19 protein-coding genes are annotated in these 15,302 nt (G+C 61.7%); 5 read left to right on the forward strand and 14 right to left on the reverse strand.

Annotated elements, in window-relative coordinates:
• Positions 1 to 72: 72 nt before the first annotated feature.
• Genes J2X35_RS17585 through J2X35_RS17595 form a run of 3 tightly spaced genes read right to left on the reverse strand, consistent with a single transcriptional unit; the run spans position 73 to position 2,787 of the window.
• On the reverse strand, positions 73 to 1,485 hold the full coding sequence (locus tag J2X35_RS17585) for an ATP-binding protein (protein ID WP_082542421.1): 1,413 nt from the start codon (positions 1,483 to 1,485) through the stop codon (positions 73 to 75).
• A 47-nt stretch (positions 1,486 to 1,532) separates the two neighbouring features.
• Positions 1,533 to 2,252, reverse strand: coding sequence for a response regulator transcription factor (locus tag J2X35_RS17590; protein ID WP_310188522.1), 720 nt, complete (start codon positions 2,250 to 2,252; stop codon positions 1,533 to 1,535).
• A gap of 22 nt (positions 2,253 to 2,274) precedes the next feature.
• Complete coding sequence (locus J2X35_RS17595; protein ID WP_056110923.1) at positions 2,275 to 2,787, reverse strand: MarR family winged helix-turn-helix transcriptional regulator; 513 nt, start codon at positions 2,785 to 2,787, stop codon at positions 2,275 to 2,277.
• Between the two features lie 225 nt (positions 2,788 to 3,012).
• Here J2X35_RS17595 and J2X35_RS17600 point away from each other — a divergent pair, with 225 nt between their 5' ends.
• From J2X35_RS17600 to J2X35_RS17610, 3 genes are all read left to right on the forward strand, one after another.
• On the forward strand, positions 3,013 to 3,903 hold the full coding sequence (locus tag J2X35_RS17600; protein ID WP_405023234.1) for a branched-chain amino acid aminotransferase: 891 nt from the start codon (positions 3,013 to 3,015) through the stop codon (positions 3,901 to 3,903).
• Positions 3,904 to 4,047: 144 nt separating this feature from the next.
• Entirely contained in the window at positions 4,048 to 4,365 is a 318-nt protein-coding gene (locus tag J2X35_RS17605) for a hypothetical protein (protein ID WP_056110921.1), read from the forward strand.
• 104 nt (positions 4,366 to 4,469) lie between these two features.
• The gene (locus tag J2X35_RS17610; RefSeq protein WP_310188524.1) at positions 4,470 to 5,111 is read left to right on the forward strand and encodes an MBL fold metallo-hydrolase; all 642 of its coding nucleotides are present in this window, start codon (positions 4,470 to 4,472) and stop codon (positions 5,109 to 5,111) included.
• 64 nt (positions 5,112 to 5,175) lie between these two features.
• Here the strand turns inward: J2X35_RS17610 and J2X35_RS17615 are convergent, their stop codons facing one another.
• From J2X35_RS17615 to J2X35_RS17625, 3 genes are all read right to left on the reverse strand, one after another.
• Complete coding sequence (locus tag J2X35_RS17615) at positions 5,176 to 5,610, reverse strand: BA14K family protein (RefSeq protein ID WP_310188526.1); 435 nt, start codon at positions 5,608 to 5,610, stop codon at positions 5,176 to 5,178.
• A gap of 219 nt (positions 5,611 to 5,829) precedes the next feature.
• Positions 5,830 to 6,042, reverse strand: coding sequence for a cold-shock protein (locus J2X35_RS17620; protein WP_056110915.1), 213 nt, complete (start codon positions 6,040 to 6,042; stop codon positions 5,830 to 5,832).
• 255 nt (positions 6,043 to 6,297) lie between these two features.
• On the reverse strand, positions 6,298 to 6,510 hold the full coding sequence (locus tag J2X35_RS17625) for a cold-shock protein (RefSeq protein ID WP_056110913.1): 213 nt from the start codon (positions 6,508 to 6,510) through the stop codon (positions 6,298 to 6,300).
• Positions 6,511 to 6,956: 446 nt separating this feature from the next.
• On the opposite strand from J2X35_RS17625, the gene J2X35_RS17630 reads away from it, so the two are divergent.
• A complete protein-coding gene (locus J2X35_RS17630) occupies positions 6,957 to 7,355 on the forward strand; it encodes a Kazal-type serine protease inhibitor (protein WP_310188531.1) in 399 nt (132 codons plus the stop codon).
• Positions 7,356 to 7,384: 29 nt separating this feature from the next.
• On the opposite strand, the gene J2X35_RS17635 is transcribed toward J2X35_RS17630, so the two are convergent.
• The 7 genes from J2X35_RS17635 to J2X35_RS17665 all read right to left on the reverse strand — a co-directional run bounded on the left by J2X35_RS17635 (position 7,385) and on the right by J2X35_RS17665 (position 13,527).
• Positions 7,385 to 7,999: an NAD(P)H-dependent oxidoreductase gene (locus J2X35_RS17635; RefSeq protein WP_310188534.1), complete on the reverse strand. Its 615-nt coding sequence runs from the start codon at positions 7,997 to 7,999 to the stop codon at positions 7,385 to 7,387.
• A gap of 90 nt (positions 8,000 to 8,089) precedes the next feature.
• Positions 8,090 to 8,443 carry a DUF1428 domain-containing protein gene (locus J2X35_RS17640; RefSeq protein WP_056110910.1) on the reverse strand — a complete coding sequence of 118 codons (354 nt, stop codon included), beginning with the start codon at positions 8,441 to 8,443 and terminating at the stop codon, positions 8,090 to 8,092.
• Between the two features lie 10 nt (positions 8,444 to 8,453).
• Complete coding sequence (locus J2X35_RS17645) at positions 8,454 to 8,879, reverse strand: glyoxalase/bleomycin resistance/extradiol dioxygenase family protein (protein ID WP_310188538.1); 426 nt, start codon at positions 8,877 to 8,879, stop codon at positions 8,454 to 8,456.
• A 145-nt stretch (positions 8,880 to 9,024) separates the two neighbouring features.
• Positions 9,025 to 9,228 carry a hypothetical protein gene (locus tag J2X35_RS17650; RefSeq protein WP_056110908.1) on the reverse strand — a complete coding sequence of 68 codons (204 nt, stop codon included), beginning with the start codon at positions 9,226 to 9,228 and terminating at the stop codon, positions 9,025 to 9,027.
• A gap of 90 nt (positions 9,229 to 9,318) precedes the next feature.
• Positions 9,319 to 9,918: a YdeI/OmpD-associated family protein gene (locus J2X35_RS17655; protein WP_310188541.1), complete on the reverse strand. Its 600-nt coding sequence runs from the start codon at positions 9,916 to 9,918 to the stop codon at positions 9,319 to 9,321.
• 26 nt (positions 9,919 to 9,944) lie between these two features.
• The gene (uvrB, locus tag J2X35_RS17660; protein WP_310188543.1) at positions 9,945 to 12,995 is read right to left on the reverse strand and encodes an excinuclease ABC subunit UvrB; all 3,051 of its coding nucleotides are present in this window, start codon (positions 12,993 to 12,995) and stop codon (positions 9,945 to 9,947) included.
• A gap of 109 nt (positions 12,996 to 13,104) precedes the next feature.
• Positions 13,105 to 13,527, reverse strand: a complete 423-nt coding sequence (locus J2X35_RS17665; RefSeq protein ID WP_310188545.1) for an SH3 domain-containing protein — start codon at positions 13,525 to 13,527, stop codon at positions 13,105 to 13,107.
• A gap of 256 nt (positions 13,528 to 13,783) precedes the next feature.
• On the opposite strand from J2X35_RS17665, the gene J2X35_RS17670 reads away from it, so the two are divergent.
• The gene (locus J2X35_RS17670) at positions 13,784 to 14,785 is read left to right on the forward strand and encodes a DUF3137 domain-containing protein (RefSeq protein ID WP_310188547.1); all 1,002 of its coding nucleotides are present in this window, start codon (positions 13,784 to 13,786) and stop codon (positions 14,783 to 14,785) included.
• Here J2X35_RS17670 and J2X35_RS17675 read toward each other — a convergent pair.
• On the reverse strand, positions 14,767 to 15,288 hold the full coding sequence (locus tag J2X35_RS17675; protein ID WP_310188552.1) for a DUF2314 domain-containing protein: 522 nt from the start codon (positions 15,286 to 15,288) through the stop codon (positions 14,767 to 14,769). The genes J2X35_RS17670 and J2X35_RS17675 overlap by 19 nt on opposite strands.
• Between the last annotated feature and the right edge of the window lie 14 nt (positions 15,289 to 15,302).

Here is a 15,302-nt window from a genome sequence, read left to right on the forward strand (position 1 = left end):
GTGGAGATTCAGCGCTGCATGTGCGCTGTTCATCATGCTTTCATGACGGGCGGATGAAACCGGCGTGACGGATCAGGCCGGGACCTTGATCAGCGCGCGCAGGCCGCCCAGAGGGCTGTCCTCAAGGGTTATGTCACCGCCATGGCTGCGCGCGATGTCGCGGGCAATGGAAAGACCGAGGCCGGTTCCGCTGGCGTCGAGATTGCGCGCCTCGTCCAGCCGCACGAAGGGTTTGAAGACTTCGTCGCGCCTGTTCGCGGGAATGCCGGGGCCATTGTCATCGACGGTGACGGTGAGCGTGCCGCCGCTGTGATCGGCGTGAATGTCGATCTTTTCGGCATAACGGAAGGCGTTGCCGGCGACGTTGCCGAGAAGCCGGGAAAAGGCATGCGGGCGCACATGGACCTTGCGATCGCCCTTGACGGAGGTCGACAGCTTGCGGCCGTGGAGCTTGGCCTCCTCGCCGAGTTTCTGGAAATAAACGCCGAGATCGAACTCGCCAGTGTCTTCCGACGCTTCGCCGCGCGCGAAATCCAGATAACCCTGCAGCATCGACTGCATGTCGTCGATATCCTGGTTGAGCGCCTTGGCATCCGCTTTGCTGCCGCTCAGCGCCAGTTGCAGCTTGAAGCGCGTCAGGATGGTGCGCAGATCGTGGCTGACGCCGGTCAGCATGGCCGTGCGCTGCTCGATCTGCCGCTCGATGCGTTCGCGCATCTGGATGAAGGCAAAGCCGGCCCTGCGAACCTCCTCGGCGCCGCGCGGGCGGAAGTTCTGCGGCATCGGCCGGCCCTTGCCGAAGCTTTCCGCGGCCTCGGTGAGCGCCAGGATCGGCCTTATCTGGTTGCGCAGGAAGGGAATGGCGATGAACAGCAGGACAAGCGACGTACCGACCATCCAGATCAGGAAGATGTGCGTGTTGGAGGCGTAGGCCTGGCTGCGCCGGACGAAGACGCGCAGCACCTTGTTCTCCAGCTGGATACGAACCTCGACGATGTTGGAATTGCCGACGGTGTCGATCCAGAAAGGCCGGTTGATCTGCCGGGTTATCTCGGCCGACATGGTCTGGTCGAGGATGGAGAAAAACGGCTTTGGACCTGGCGCGGGCAGGGGATCCGGCGGCAACAGATCGACCTTCATCTGCATGCGGTCCTGGGCGATGCGGATGATGTTGGCGTAGTCGGCATCGTGCGGATAGGTTTCGACCAGGTCGATGACGGCGGCGATATCGCGCGTGACGGCCTGCGACAGGCGTTGCGTCACTGTCTGCCAGTGCTTTTCCATGAAGACGAAGGCGATGACCGATTGCAGCAGGATCATCGGCGCGATGACGATGATGAGCGAGCGCGCGTAAAGCCGCTTCGGCATATAGAGCGAAACGAGCCGCCAGAAGCGGCTCCAGTTGCGCGGCAGGCCCTTCACCGCACGCATGATGCGTGCGCCGAGGTCGGTCGGCTGCGGGCCCTGCAATTCGCTTGTCGCCATTGTCCTACCGTTGGCGGAACATCCGCCGGGAAGGCGGTGGGTCTATTCTATTCCACGCTGAGGCGATACCCAATACCGCGCACGGTCTGCAGCCAGACCGGGTTGGACGGGTCGCGCTCGATCTTGCGGCGCAAGCGGTTGATCTGGACGTCGATGGTCCGCTCGCCGACCTCGGAATCGTCGCCGACCAGCTCATGGCGGGGTATGGTTTCCCCGGCCCGGGCGGCGAATATCGCCAGGATTTCCTGCTCCCGGTCGGTCAGCTTCAGGGCCTCTCCGCCACGCTTGAGCTCGCGCTTGGCGATCTGGAACGTGTAGGGCCCGAAAACAAGCTGCTCGACCTTCGGCGTCGCCGCCGGTCCGCCGCGGCGCAGGATGCTGTTTATGCGCAGGATCAGCTCACGCGGATCGAAAGGCTTCGGCAGATAGTCGTCGGCCCCGGCCTCCAGTCCGGTGATGCGATTGTCCGTCTCGGAAAGCGCCGTCAGCATCAGGATGGGGACGTTCTTTTCCGTCCGCAGCGACTTGGTCAGGTCGACGCCGCTTTCGCCCGGCATCATGACGTCCAGCACCAGCAGGTCGAAGTCGAGCCCGACGAGCTTGCGGCGCGCGTCCTCCGCATTGCCGGCAACGGTGACGCGGAAGCCGTTCTCGCTGAGATACTGCTTCAGAAGATTGCGGATACGGGTATCGTCATCGACCACGAGCAGATGCGGCGCGTCGTCGTCAGGCATTGACGGATGCTCGATCCTGTCACTGCTTTCCATCGTTTCGTCCTGATCCTGCATTTCAACCTGCATTCTTCGGCACAATGTCGATCTGGGCTCTTAGTTCTGGATTGACCATAGCTTTGAGGAAGCGCTCGATCGAGTCCCTCTGTCCGGCACTCGCCTCCTTCAATGCAGCATGGATGCGGCGCGACTGTGGCTTTGCCAGCACCAGGGCCAGCGCCCTGCCCTTGGCGGTAGGGTAGAGTTCACGCTGGCGGCGGTCCTTGGGACCTTGCAACTGGACGACATGTCCGGTGTCGATCAACTCCTTCAGGACGCGCGCCAGGGACTGCTTGGTTATCTTCAGCACATCCAGGAGCTCGGCTACCGTCAGCCCAGGCCGGCGGTTGACGAAGTGAAGCACCCGGTGATGGGCGCGGCCAAAGCCATAATCCGTGAGGATTTCGTCGGGGTCGGACGTGAAGTCGCGATAGGCGAAGAAAAACAGCTCTATGAGGGTGAAATCGATTCCGTCGTCGTCGGCTACCGCTGTCCTGATCGGGGTGGCAACTGCGTCTGTTTGGTCGCTCATGGGTTTCCTGCGGCACAAAATATGTCAGCATTATTGACATATTTTTCGGGCACTGGTAATTTTCGTCAAGCTTTAGGGCCGATTGCGAACGAAAAGGCAAGCCAGCGTTGCTTTTTCAGAACATCGTGAGGTTCCGTTTCGCCGCCTGTCCTTGTGCTTGGCCAGCCGCGCAGGCGACTGAATCGAAACCGGGAAAATGCGGGCGGCGCCCGCGGGAGGGTTATCATGGCAACAGGCTTCGACCAGCGTGAAGGCTTCATCTGGATGAACGGTGAGTTCGTCAAATGGGCCGACGCCAAAATCCACGTTCTCACGCACGGGCTTCACTACGCCAGCGCGGTGTTCGAGGGCGAAAGGGCCTATGGCGGGGAAATTTTCAAGCTGAATGAGCATTCGGAACGCCTGCATGAGTCAGCCCGCATCCTCGGCTTTGAGATTCCGTATTCGGTCACTGAACTGAACGACGCCTGCAGCGAACTAGTGCGCAAGCAGGGACTGCAGAACGCCTATGTGAGGCCGATCGCCTGGCGCGGCAGCGAACAACTGGGCGTCGCGGCGCAGGAGACGCGCATCAACTGCGCCGTCGCCGCCTGGGAATGGTCCAGCTATTTCGACCCGGCGCAGAAGCTGAAAGGCATAAGGCTCTGCATGGCGGAGTATCGCCGTCCGGATCCTCTCACCGCGCCCTCCAGGTCGAAGGCCTGCGGCCTCTATACGATCTGCACCATCTCCAAACATGCGGCGGAAGCGAAAGGCTACGCGGACGCCTTGATGCTGGATTGGCGCGGCCAGGTCGCAGAAGCAACCGGAGCGAACATCTTCTTCGTCAAGGATGGGCAACTGCATACGCCGACGGCGGATTGCTTCCTTGACGGCATCACCCGCCGGACCATCATGGGATTGGCCCGCGATCGGGGGATAGAAGTCCACGAGCGCGCCATCATGCCGGAAGAACTGGAAGGTTTCGAGCAGTGCTTCCTGTCGGGAACCGCCGCCGAGGTCACCCCTGTGTCGGAGATCGGTCCGCATCGATTCGTCGTGGGTGAAATCGCCAAGACTTTGATGAACGATTACTACGCCATCGTGCAACCCAAGCATGCGGTAGCTGCGGAATAGCACAAATCCGCCATTTTTCGGGGTTTTTGGCGGCCTTTCGGCCGCCTGCTTTTCTTGTCCACTTCTGTATTTGACTTTCGTCGAATTCGGCGTCTCATGTGCGCACCGGCCGAGCCGGCTGGTGGCTATGGAGGGACTACTGAAATGGACATGAATACGCTTCTTCCGATCATCGTGCAGATCATCACGGGTGTCATTGGTGGTCAGGCCGTGGGCGCCGCGATCAAACAGGCGGCCATGGGCCAGCTTCCCAAGATTCTCAGCGGTGCGATCGGCGGTGTGGGCGGCGCTGCAATCCTCGGCAGCCTGCTTGGCGGCGGCGGTGTCGATCCGGCCGCGGTTGCCGCGGCAACGGACGGCATTGGCAGTGCACTGAACCTGAACAATATCGTCGGTGGCGTTGGCGGCGGCGCGATCCTGACCGGCATCGTCGGCGCGATCATGAACGCGATGAAGAAATAATCCTACAGGTTTCCGGATTGAAATGGGCGGCTTCGGCCGCCCATTTCGTTTCCATCCAACCCTGAACCGCTCTAAATGACGAAAGACGCAAACGAGAGGTTTTTATGGGTCAGCTCAATGCCGGTATCGTTCCGGTCACGCTCTTCCAGCAGAACTGTACGATCCTGTTCGATCAGGACGAGAAGACCGGGGTCGTGGTCGATCCGGGCGGGGATCTGGACAGGATTCTGCCGGTGCTGGAAGAAAACGGCATCAAGGTGGAGGCGATCTGGATCACGCATGGACATATCGACCATGCCGGGGGGGCGATGGAACTGAAGCGGTTGCTTGGAGTCGATATTATCGGACCACACAAGGCCGATACGTTCCTGCTGGATACGCTCGAGGACGACGCCAAGCGCTATGGCGTGCAGGGCCCCATACTCAACTGCGTACCGGACCGTTTCCTTGTCGAAGGCGACACAGTCTCTTTCGGCGACCATGTTTTCGAAGTTCTGCACTGCCCGGGCCATTCACCCGGCCATGTCGTGTTTTACAACCGTGCGGCCAAGTTCGCCCATGTCGGAGACGTGCTGTTTCGGGGTTCGATCGGACGCACGGACTTTGAGGGCGGCAATCACGCCGACCTGATTCATTCCATCAAGGAAAAGCTGCTGCCGCTTGGAGACGACATCGGTTTCCTCTGCGGACATGGACCGGGCGGCCGTTTCGGTGAAGAGCGCCGCACCAACCCGTTCCTGCTCTAAACGGCAAAGCGCCGCCTGGGGGCGACGCTTTGCGAGCTGAAATCCTGCTTCGGGAGCGGATCGGTCAGTTGGCGACGCAGAAATGCTGGGCGCCGTCATAACCGGTGAAGGTGCCGCTGCGCGCGTTGAAGCTGCGGTAGCGGTCCGAGCAGTAGTCATACCATTCGGGGCTCCAGGGCTCGAGCGTGCCGGCGTAGGACGTCGGGTAATATTGACGCGCGGGAGCGCGGCGCACCACATAACGCGGTTCGTAGTAGTCGGCGCGGGGTTCGTAATAATTGGCGCGCGGCTCGTAATAGTCGGGCGACGGCCGGCTCAGGGCGCTGCCGATCAACGCGCCGGCCGCAAGGCCGACGACGCCGGCGGCGAGGGCATCACCGCCGCCGCGATGCGAATGGCTATGCCGGCGCCAGTCGCGAGCGTTGGCGGCGGAAAGCGGTGCCAGGACCGTCGCTCCGACGGCGACGGAAAGAATGGCAGTCTTCAAGTATCGGTTCATCACAATCTCCTTCGTCCCGACGCGCCCCTTGCGAAGAGGAGGCGGTTTCGGGTTGATGACGAGAACTATTAGGCGACCGTGGCTGAACGGTGGCTGAACAAAATTGCCGCTTCGTTCAAAGCATTTAACAGACCGACATTATCCTTCACCCCTTCGGGGTGTTCGGCCGGTTGAACGCCAAAGATCGACTGACCGGCGAGAACCGGGACGATGCTTTGCTCAGCCGACCGAGAGATTGACCGCCTTGGGGCCCTTGCCGCGCTTGTCTGGTTCGGTGTCGAAAGACACCTTCTGTCCATCCTCAAGGCCGGTAAGGCCCGAGGCCTGCACGGCGGAGATATGGACGAAAACATCCTTGGCCCCATCGTCAGGCGTGATGAAGCCGAAACCTTTGGCATGATTGAAGAATTTGACAGTGCCGGTCTGCGGCATGGGAAGCTCCTCTGATCCCATCGGTCGTATTTGTCGGGCCGGCAAATGCCCGAAGGGGAAATTTGTCCTTTATTTTAGCGCTATCGGCAAGCGAAACTTTTCGCGGGTCTCGGAGCGTTTTCATCGAGCGCCAAACGGCTCCAATGCCTGCCGTCCGCGCTGCACGGCCGTTTCGTCAGCCCTGCATCTGCACAAAAGGAAGGGCGCGGCGAAATTCGCCGCGCCCTTCAAACTTTGTCGGTAGCCTCAGCCTTTTCAGGCAGCGCTCAGATTGACCGCCTTCGGGCCCTTGCCCATGCGGTCCGGCTCGACGTCGAAGCTGACCTTCTGGCCATCGACGAGGGTGCGCATGCCGGAAGCCTCGATGGCGGAAATGTGGACGAAAACGTCCTTCGCGCCGCCATCAGGCGTGATGAAGCCGAAGCCTTTGGTTGCATTGAAGAATTTGACGGTGCCGGTCTGGGGCATTGGGGAACTCCTTCACCCGTTCAGTCTTTGGCCCTGGCCGCCGGCTGGCTCCGGCGAAAAGGTCCGGTGGTTTCCTTCGGCGATCATGCCTCGAAGCATGACTAAACCCCCCGCCGAAGAACGGGGCGTCAGAGATTCAGACTATCGGGGAAAGGGTCGTGCAAAACGTTCCAGTCTCCGGGTCACAAATGCCCGAACTGGAAAATATATCGCACGAAAATGTGATTGTTGCAAGAGAACGGCGCGGGTCGCGATTCACGCGCGCACCCACGTCGCGGGTCGGGTACGCCCGCACAGCAGAAAGGTCATCGGCCACAGAGCCGCAAGCATAGGTACAGCGATCCTGAATGGGCAGGTGCGGCTGTTGCATTTGCAGGCGGAATGGGGAGGATCGAGCCAAGGCGTGGAGGGAACGCCGGGGGAAGGGGCAGTTTGGAGAGGGACTCATGAAACTGTTCGGCATTCTATTGTCGCGGCATGGCGTGGCAGCACTGTTTTTGTCGATGCTGCTTGCCGCCTGTACGGTCGTCGTGGATGACGGTCCGCGTCCGCGCCCACCGAGGCCAGATTCGCAATTCTGCACACGGGAATATCAACCGGTTTGCGCGCGCCGGGGCGGTGATCGCCAGACCTTCGCCAATCCATGCCTGGCGGACAGGGCCGGTTACCGTGTCGTCAGCCCCGGCCAATGCAGGGATGGCGGCGGCGGCGGTGGCGGGCCAGCGTTCTGTACGCGTGAATATGCACCGGTCTGCGCGACACGGCGCGGTTCGGCGCGCACATTCCCGAACGCCTGCGAGGCACGCGCCGCGAACTGGCGTATTGTCGACAACGAGCCCTGCTGATCGATCCAGGCCCCGGTTGGCGCCGGGGCCTATTCGCTGACGCCGGGATAGTTTTGTTTGAGCAACTTCGCGAGATGCGCTGCGTTCGACGCCGCCATCTTGATCATCGACGCCACGGCTTTCGGGGTGCCCGGCAGGTCGACATAGTTGACGTCGCCCATTGCTTCCCCGACCCAATAGAGGCCGCCATTGGCCGGGATGGTGAAGCCGACATCGTTCAGGGCCTGGAAGCATTCGGCATGGCAGTGATGTGCGCCATCCTCATTGCCGACGATCGCGACCAGCGCCACCTTGCCGGCTGCCGGCATACGCCCCTTGTCGTCCGTTTCGGCCAGGAAGGCGTCCATGCGCTCCAGCACCCGTTTGGCAACGCTCGAAGGCTGGCCCATCCAGATCGGCAGGCCGAGGATGAAGATGTCCGCCGCCACGATCTTCTGGCGAAGGTCCGGCCATTGGTCGCCGTCACCGACGTCGGACAGCACGCCGGGTTTGATGTCGTGGTCGAGCGCGCGCACGATCTCGCCTTCGACGCCGTGCGGCTTCAACGCGGCCAGCACGTCGGCAAGCAGCCGGTCCGTCGAGGATTTCTCCTCGTCGTCGGACGATTTCAGGGTGCAATTGAGGGCAAACGCTTTGAGTGGCACGAGCTGGCTCCTGTCTTGGCTGTGCAGGAGCAACGGCGCAGCGATGCGGAGGTTGCAGGCCGCCGCGCCGATGCGCGGCAGCCAAATCGGTCAAAGCTCCAAGAAGCTTTCGAAACCACCGAAAATCATGCGCTTGCCGTCGAAGGGCATGGATGCCATGTCCATCGAAAGCCGCGGGTCCTCCATGACCTTCTTCATGATTTCGTCGCGATCCTGCCGCGATTTGTAGGTGATCCAGGAAAATATGACGACCTCGTCGTCCTTGGCCTGAACCGCGCGGGGAAACGAGGTCAACTCGCCATAAGGCACGTCGTCCCCAATGCATTCGACATAGGAGAGAGCGCCATGCGACATCCAGACGTCGCCGCCGGTGCGAGCCATCGCCTTGTACTCGTCAATCCTGTCCTTCGGCACGGCGAGGACAAAACCATCCACGTAAGGCATCTGGACCTCCCTATTTCGCTACCGGCGCATTCATTGCCCAATGCACGCCGAAGGGATCCTTCACCGCGCCCCATCGATCGCCCCAGAACATCACCTGAAGCGGCGTCGTAACTTCGCAACCGGCATCCATGGCGCGCTGGAACCAGTCTTCGATCTCGCTGTCTTTCAGATGAAGCTGAAGCGTGTAGCCGGCAGCCGGCTGGTGCGGATGGCCATGTTCAGGAAACGGATCGCCGATCATCAGCGTCGAGCCGTTGATGTACAGATGAATGTGCATGGTCCGCCCCTGCTCGTCAGGCGGATAGGCGAAGACCTGTTCGGCATCGAATGCCTTCCGGTAGAATTCGGCTGCCTTGGCCGCGCCTTCCACTTCCAGATAGGGCGTCAGTCCGCCAAGCACTTTCGGGGCCGGCTGGGCATTGGTCTGTTCGGTCATCGCAAGTCCTCCTCAATTTAAACTGACAGGTTACGTGCCAAGGACGTTCGAGGCATGGCCTTGCCGACAAGCCCTCGGAAAAATTTTCCGCCTTTCACCGGACGCTTCTGGATCCGGTCGCGGGTCATTGCTGCGGTGTGCCGGTTCAGCAGAAGATTTCGGGGCGGCGGTTGCTGGTCTCATCGGTGGCTTCGAGCCAGCCGATATCCTTGCGCAACTCGATTGGCAGCGAACGCAGGATGCGTTCGGTGCGGTAGCGGGCGCGCGTGGCCGAGTATCGGGTCGCGATGCGACCGATGGATGACAGGATCGACATGGTGCATTCTCCCTTGAGTGGCGGCAGCATCATTGCGCCGACACCCCAAGGACGGGCGAAGCAAAGCGGAGCCGACAGAGGAAAGAAAATTATCTGCGTGCGCGGGGCTGCGATCGAGAGCCGCTATTTCCTGCCTTGCGGATAGATCGTCTCACCGCGCTTCAGCATGTCGACAAACGTCGCGATCTTCTTGCCGCGGCCCGCCTCGGTTTTCATGTTGTGCGTGCGGAACGCCAGCGCGAAGCGGTTCTGCGCGCTCAGCCTTGCCAGCATCGCCTTTGCTGCCGGCTCGGCGTCGATCGCGGCCTGCAAATCGTCCGGGATCTTCATTTCCTTGCCGCTCTTGTAGGCGCGGTCCCAGCGGCCATCCGCCTTGGCGGCCTCGACCTGCCGCAAGCCGTGTTCGGTCATGCGGCCTTCCTCGATCAGTCGGGCGACATTGTCGACGTTGATCTGGCTCCAGGTGCTTTTCCTGCCGCGCGGGGTGTAGCGCTGCAGAAAGCTCTTGTCGTCATGGCCCTTGCGGATGGCATCGATCCAGCCCCAGCACAGCACCACCTCGATCGCTTCGGCCGGGGTGATGGATTTGAGCCCCGAATTCACCTTGTGGACTTTGATCCAGACCTCGTCCTCGCTGTCATGATGCCGGCCGAGCCAGGCATAGAACGCAGAGGCGTCGGCGAATTCATGGACTTTCGCGGGGTCGACTTTGACTGGGGCCATGGGCGAAGGCTTTCAAGGCGGACGGATTATTTTCCCGGCCGGCCAGTCTTGCCCGGTCGGCGTTTCTGGCGGGCCTGATCGGCAGGGTCTTCATAAGAGCCAATGCCGGCACGCTCGCGCAAGATCGGCTTCACCTCGTCCGGCTTTGCCGGCTTGGCGCCTTCGACCGGCTTCTCGGTGCGGCGCACCGTCATCTCGTCGAGCGAGTTCTTGCGAAACAGCGTTTTCTCGTTCTCGCCGGGGAGGCCGAAGTCCGATCCATGCGCCTCCTGCGCAGACTGCTTCCTGAACAGCGACCGATCCACTGCCTTTGCCGGTGTGGCGAAATCGCCGGAGCGGCCCATATCGTCGAGAGCCGGCTTGGCGAACAGGTTCGGCCGCGCGGCTTTTGCGGCATCCTCCTCGGCGCGGGCGGCGTCGAGCTTGCGGAACCGCTCCTGTTCCTCGGCCGTCCGGTGTTTCGCCACACCCTTGTTGTGCTTGCCCTTCTCGCGGCCCGAAGCCGGACTTTCCATGTCGGCATATTTCGCCAGCGGATCGTCGGAAATCGCCAACTCCATCTCGCGCAGCCGCTTGATCTCGTCGCGCACGCGGGCCGCTTTCTCGAAGTCGAGATTGGCGGCGGAATCACGCATCTGCTTTTCCAGTGCGTCGAGGTGCGCCTTGAGATTGTTGCCCATCATGGCGCCGGCGCCGTCGGTGAATTGCGAGATGTCGGCGCGGACGTGGTCTTTCTCGTAGACCGAATCCAGAATGTCCGAGATGCGCGACTTGACGCTTTCCGGCGTGATGCCGTTGGCCTGGTTGTATTCAAGCTGCTTCTCGCGGCGGCGGTTGGTCTCCGCCATGGCGCGCTCCATCGAACCGGTGATCTGGTCGGCGTAGAGGATAACCTTGCCATCGACGTTACGCGCGGCGCGGCCGATGGTCTGGATCAGCGAGGTCTCGGAGCGGAGGAATCCTTCCTTGTCGGCATCGAGGATGGCGACGAAGCCGCATTCGGGAATGTCGAGGCCTTCGCGCAGCAGGTTGATGCCGACCAGCACGTCGAAAGCGCCGAGGCGCAGGTCGCGCAGGATTTCGATACGCTCCAGGGTGTCGATGTCGGAGTGCATGTAGCGGACGCGGATGCCTTGCTCGTGCAGGTATTCGGTGAGGTCCTCGGCCATCCGTTTGGTCAGCACGGTGCAGAGCGTGCGATAGCCCTTGGCGGTCGTTTCGCGGATTTCGCCGACGACGTCGTCGACCTGGTTCTTGGCCGGGCGGACCTCGACGGGCGGGTCGATCAGGCCGGTGGGGCGGATGACCTGTTCGGCGAAAACACCGCCGGACTGCTCCATCTCCCAACCGCCCGGCGTTGCCGAAACAGCAACGGAGAGCGGTCGCATCGCGTCCCATTCCTCGAAACGCAGCGGCCGGTTGTCCATGCAGGAAGGCAACCGAAAGCCGTATTCCGCCAGCGTTGCCTTGCGGCGGAAGTCGCCGCGATACATGCCGCCGATCTGCGGGATGGTGACATGGCTTTCGTCGACGAAGACCAAGGCATTGTCGGGCACGTATTCGAACAGCGTGGGTGGCGGCTCGCCGGGCGCACGGCCGGTGAGGTAGCGGGAATAGTTCTCGATGCCGGCGCAGGAGCCGGTTGCCTCCAGCATTTCCAGATCGAAGCGCGTGCGCTGTTCAAGCCGCTGGGCTTCCAGCAAGCGGCCAGCCTTTTCAAGCTCTTGCAGGCGATGCTGCAGTTCCGACTTGATGGACTTCATGGCTTGATTCAACGTCGGGCGCGGCGTGACGTAGTGCGAATTGGCGTAGATCTTGACGCTTTTCAGGTCGCCGGTCTTGTTGCCGGTCAGCGGGTCGAACTCGGTGATGGACTCGATCTCGTCGCCGAAAAGCGAAATGCGCCATGCCCGGTCCTCGAGGTGGGCCGGGAAGATTTCGATCGTGTCGCCCCGCACGCGGAACGAGCCGCGGACGAAGTTGATGTCCTGGCGCTTGTACTGCTGGGCAACGAGATCGGCGAGCAGTTGGCGTTGGTCGAGGCGGTCGCCGATCTGCATCTGGAAGGTCATGGCCGTATAGGTTTCGACCGAACCGATACCGTAGATGCAGGAGACAGACGCAACGATGATGACGTCGTCGCGCTCCAGCAGTGAGCGCGTCGCCGAGTGGCGCATGCGGTCGATCTGCTCGTTGATCGAGGATTCCTTCTCGATGTAGGTGTCTGTGCGCGGAACGTAGGCTTCCGGCTGGTAGTAGTCGTAATAGGAGACGAAATACTCCACCGCATTGTCGGGGAAGAATTTCTTGAACTCGGAATAGAGCTGGGCTGCGAGCGTCTTGTTCGGGGCCAGGATCAGGGCAGGGCGTTGGGTCTCCTCGATTACCTTTGCCATGGTGAAGGTTTTTCCGGACCCGGTGACGCCGAGCAGCACCTGCGTCCGGTCGCTGTTTTCGACGCCCTCGACCAGATCCTTGATCGCCGTGGGCTGGTCGCCAGCCGGCTCGAAATCCGACACCATCTTGATGGCGATGCCGCCTTCGGACTTTTCAGGCCGGGCCGGGCGGTGCGGCGTCCAGAGTTGGCCGTCCTTGTGCAGCGGATTGCCGCTCTCGATCAGCGCCGACAGCGCGGCCACGGTTGCCGTGACGCCGCTGTTGTTCAGCGTCTCGGCATCCTCGAGCGAAATGTCGAGACCGGCGACCGGGTTGAGGCCGGCAGCCGTTCGTTCCTTGGCCGACGCCGCGCCGCCCATGGAGGTGCCACGCGCAGTGCGGGTGGGCGAGGCGGAGCGCTCAGGCACCTTTTTCGATGCCTTCGCGGCCTTGCCTTCGCCCCTGGCGACCTCGCGTCCTTCCTGTTCGGCCTCGCGCGAAATCTGCTCGGCCCAATCCGAGACCGAGCCGCTCAAGGGAGTGCCGGTAAATTCAGCCTGTGGCGCCTCTTCAAAGCCAGCACCATGCAAAGGCTCGGAGGCGTCGAGGAAATCGGTCAGAGGACTACGGCGCTTCGGCGCCGAAGCGCGGTCGTCGCTCGCCGGCGCGGACGGCGCTCTTTTCTCCGGGGTTTTGACCATGTGTCGAATATGGGCAAAGTCCGTCCAAATATAAAGACCCCGGAGGCGGAAAGCCCGCCTCCGGGGCCGGTCGGTTGCGGCCTGCTGACATCAGGCTGTCAGGAGGTGGTCAGCGCGGGCAATGGAAGCCGGGTGCGATCTTGCAGTTGCCGCCTGGACGCGGCGGACGCGGCTTGGGCGGGCGCGGCCGGTGTGGCGGTCGATTCCAGTGCGGCGGACGGTTCCAATGCGGCGGACGCACGACGATCCGCGGCTGGATGACGACGGCCGGCGGGCGGCCGACATAGTTGGTCAAATAGTTGGCGGACACCCAGCCGCCGAGGCCGGCGCCGCGGACATTGCACCAATTGTCCTCGCAGCCGCGCAGGTCGACCCGAGTGCCGGCGGGCAGCGTGCCGACGCGGGCATAGCCGGTTCCGGGACCGGTGCGCACATTCACGTCGCCCGTGGTGCGGGCACCCGCGGCCATTGCCGGCGCGGCAAATGCTAGCCCCGTCAGCAGGCCGGCGGCCGCCAAAAGTTTCCCAAGCATCTTCAGAATCCTCCGTGTCGCGCTGAGAACAACGAAAGAATAAAGCATGCTTTGCCCGCATCACCAGCACCGTCTGCCGGTATCGTATATGCCATGATAACGAAGACCACCGATTTTTCCCTTTGCAAATGCGAACTTACCCGTGTTTCCACGGCATCCGCCGGACGGGGCGTCGAATGCGAGCGGCAATATACGCTGGTCGCGACACGCCGGTAGAAATCGCTATCATGGGCCGCCTGTGCAGCGGAGGGTGGCGATGGATACTGCGGATTTCATGCCGGACGCGGCGGTGGTCGCCGGCATCCAGTCGGACCTGCAGTCCTATGAGACCAGGCGCGCCGCCGTTCAAAGGCAGGTCCGGTGGCGGGTGCCGCTGTTCATCGGCCTGGTGCTGATCGCGACGGTCTTGCTGGCGCTGCTATTCAACAGCTTCGCCGATCCCTACGAACAGTGGTTTTCGACGCCGCACGTGTTTCTCTACATCGTTGGAATCGTCGCAGCTGTTTTCGCCTATTTTTCGGCGGTGAAACCCGCCACTGACCTGCGGCAATCGTTTCGCGACAGGCTGTTGCCCGTCATCTTCGGCTTCATCGAGGGCGTCAGCTATCGCCGTGGCGAAAAGCCCGATTCCTTCGACAGGCTGCCGGCGGAGACGATCGGTTCGTTCGATCGCGAATATTTCGACGACGCGATCTCAGGGCGGTATGAGGGATTTTCGTTCGAACTCTACGAGGCGCGGCTGGAGCAAAAGACGAGCAAGGCGGTATCCTCGGTCTTCAAGGGCATCGTCATCGCTTTCGAAACCATGACGCCGTTCCCGGGCGTGCTGATCGCGACGCGCAGGACAAACAAGGTCATGGGGTTCTTCCAGGGCATTTTCGGCAGCCGGATGGAGGAAGTGCCGAGCGGGATACCGGCGTTGGACGAGGACTATGAATTCCGCACCGACAATGTCGAGGCCGCCCGTCCGCTGGTGACCGGGCGGCTGGCCAAGGCGCTGCAGTGGCTGGGCGAGGCATGGCCAGACGAGCCGGCGCGTGTGGCACTGACCGGAAGCGAAGGTTTCCTCCTGCTGCCGCATGACAGGAACTTCTTCGAATTGCCGGATATCGACCAGCCATTGGACTACAAGGTCCATATCGAGCCGATGATCGCCGATCTTGCGTCATTGCTGGCGACGGCCTCGCTGGTGCGCAAGGCGGGTGCGGAAGGCGAAACTGGAACGACGGGGATGCCCGATCAGCAGTCGAAACCATAATTGGTCCGGTAATTGTCGGCTTCTTCCCTCGGCATCTTCTTTAACAAGACGCAGACCGTAAAGCTGCCGACCTGACGGCCGTTTCGAGCATAGCCCCAATCAGAGATGTCGTCGCGGCTGAATGTGATGTTCTGACCGTTCACGACGTTGTGGACGGATTGCGGCTCGTTCGCCAGGGCACCCTCGAAACCGTCAGCAGTCCTGTAAAACGGCATGACCCAGAAATGCTCTTCGGCGTCACCATCGCGGACTATGACCTTTAATCTGAAATCGTCCGTGTCGGCCGGCGGCGTATCGGATATCGCCAGAAATTCATCAAGACTGGCGCGAGCCTGCTCGATCGCTGTGGTCATATCCGGATCGTCGCTGGCCACACTGACGACCTTGTCGTCATTCTGGGCAGTCTGCGCAGCGGCTAAGATCGGAGCGAGCGAGAATGTGCAGGCAAGCAGCCAACCAGACCAGAATTTCATGCCGCGGCGCCCCACATGACCCAGCGCCATGGAGGTTGCACGTT

Source organism: Mesorhizobium sp. BE184 (assembly GCF_031457045.1).
GTDB lineage: Bacteria > Pseudomonadota > Alphaproteobacteria > Rhizobiales > Rhizobiaceae > Mesorhizobium.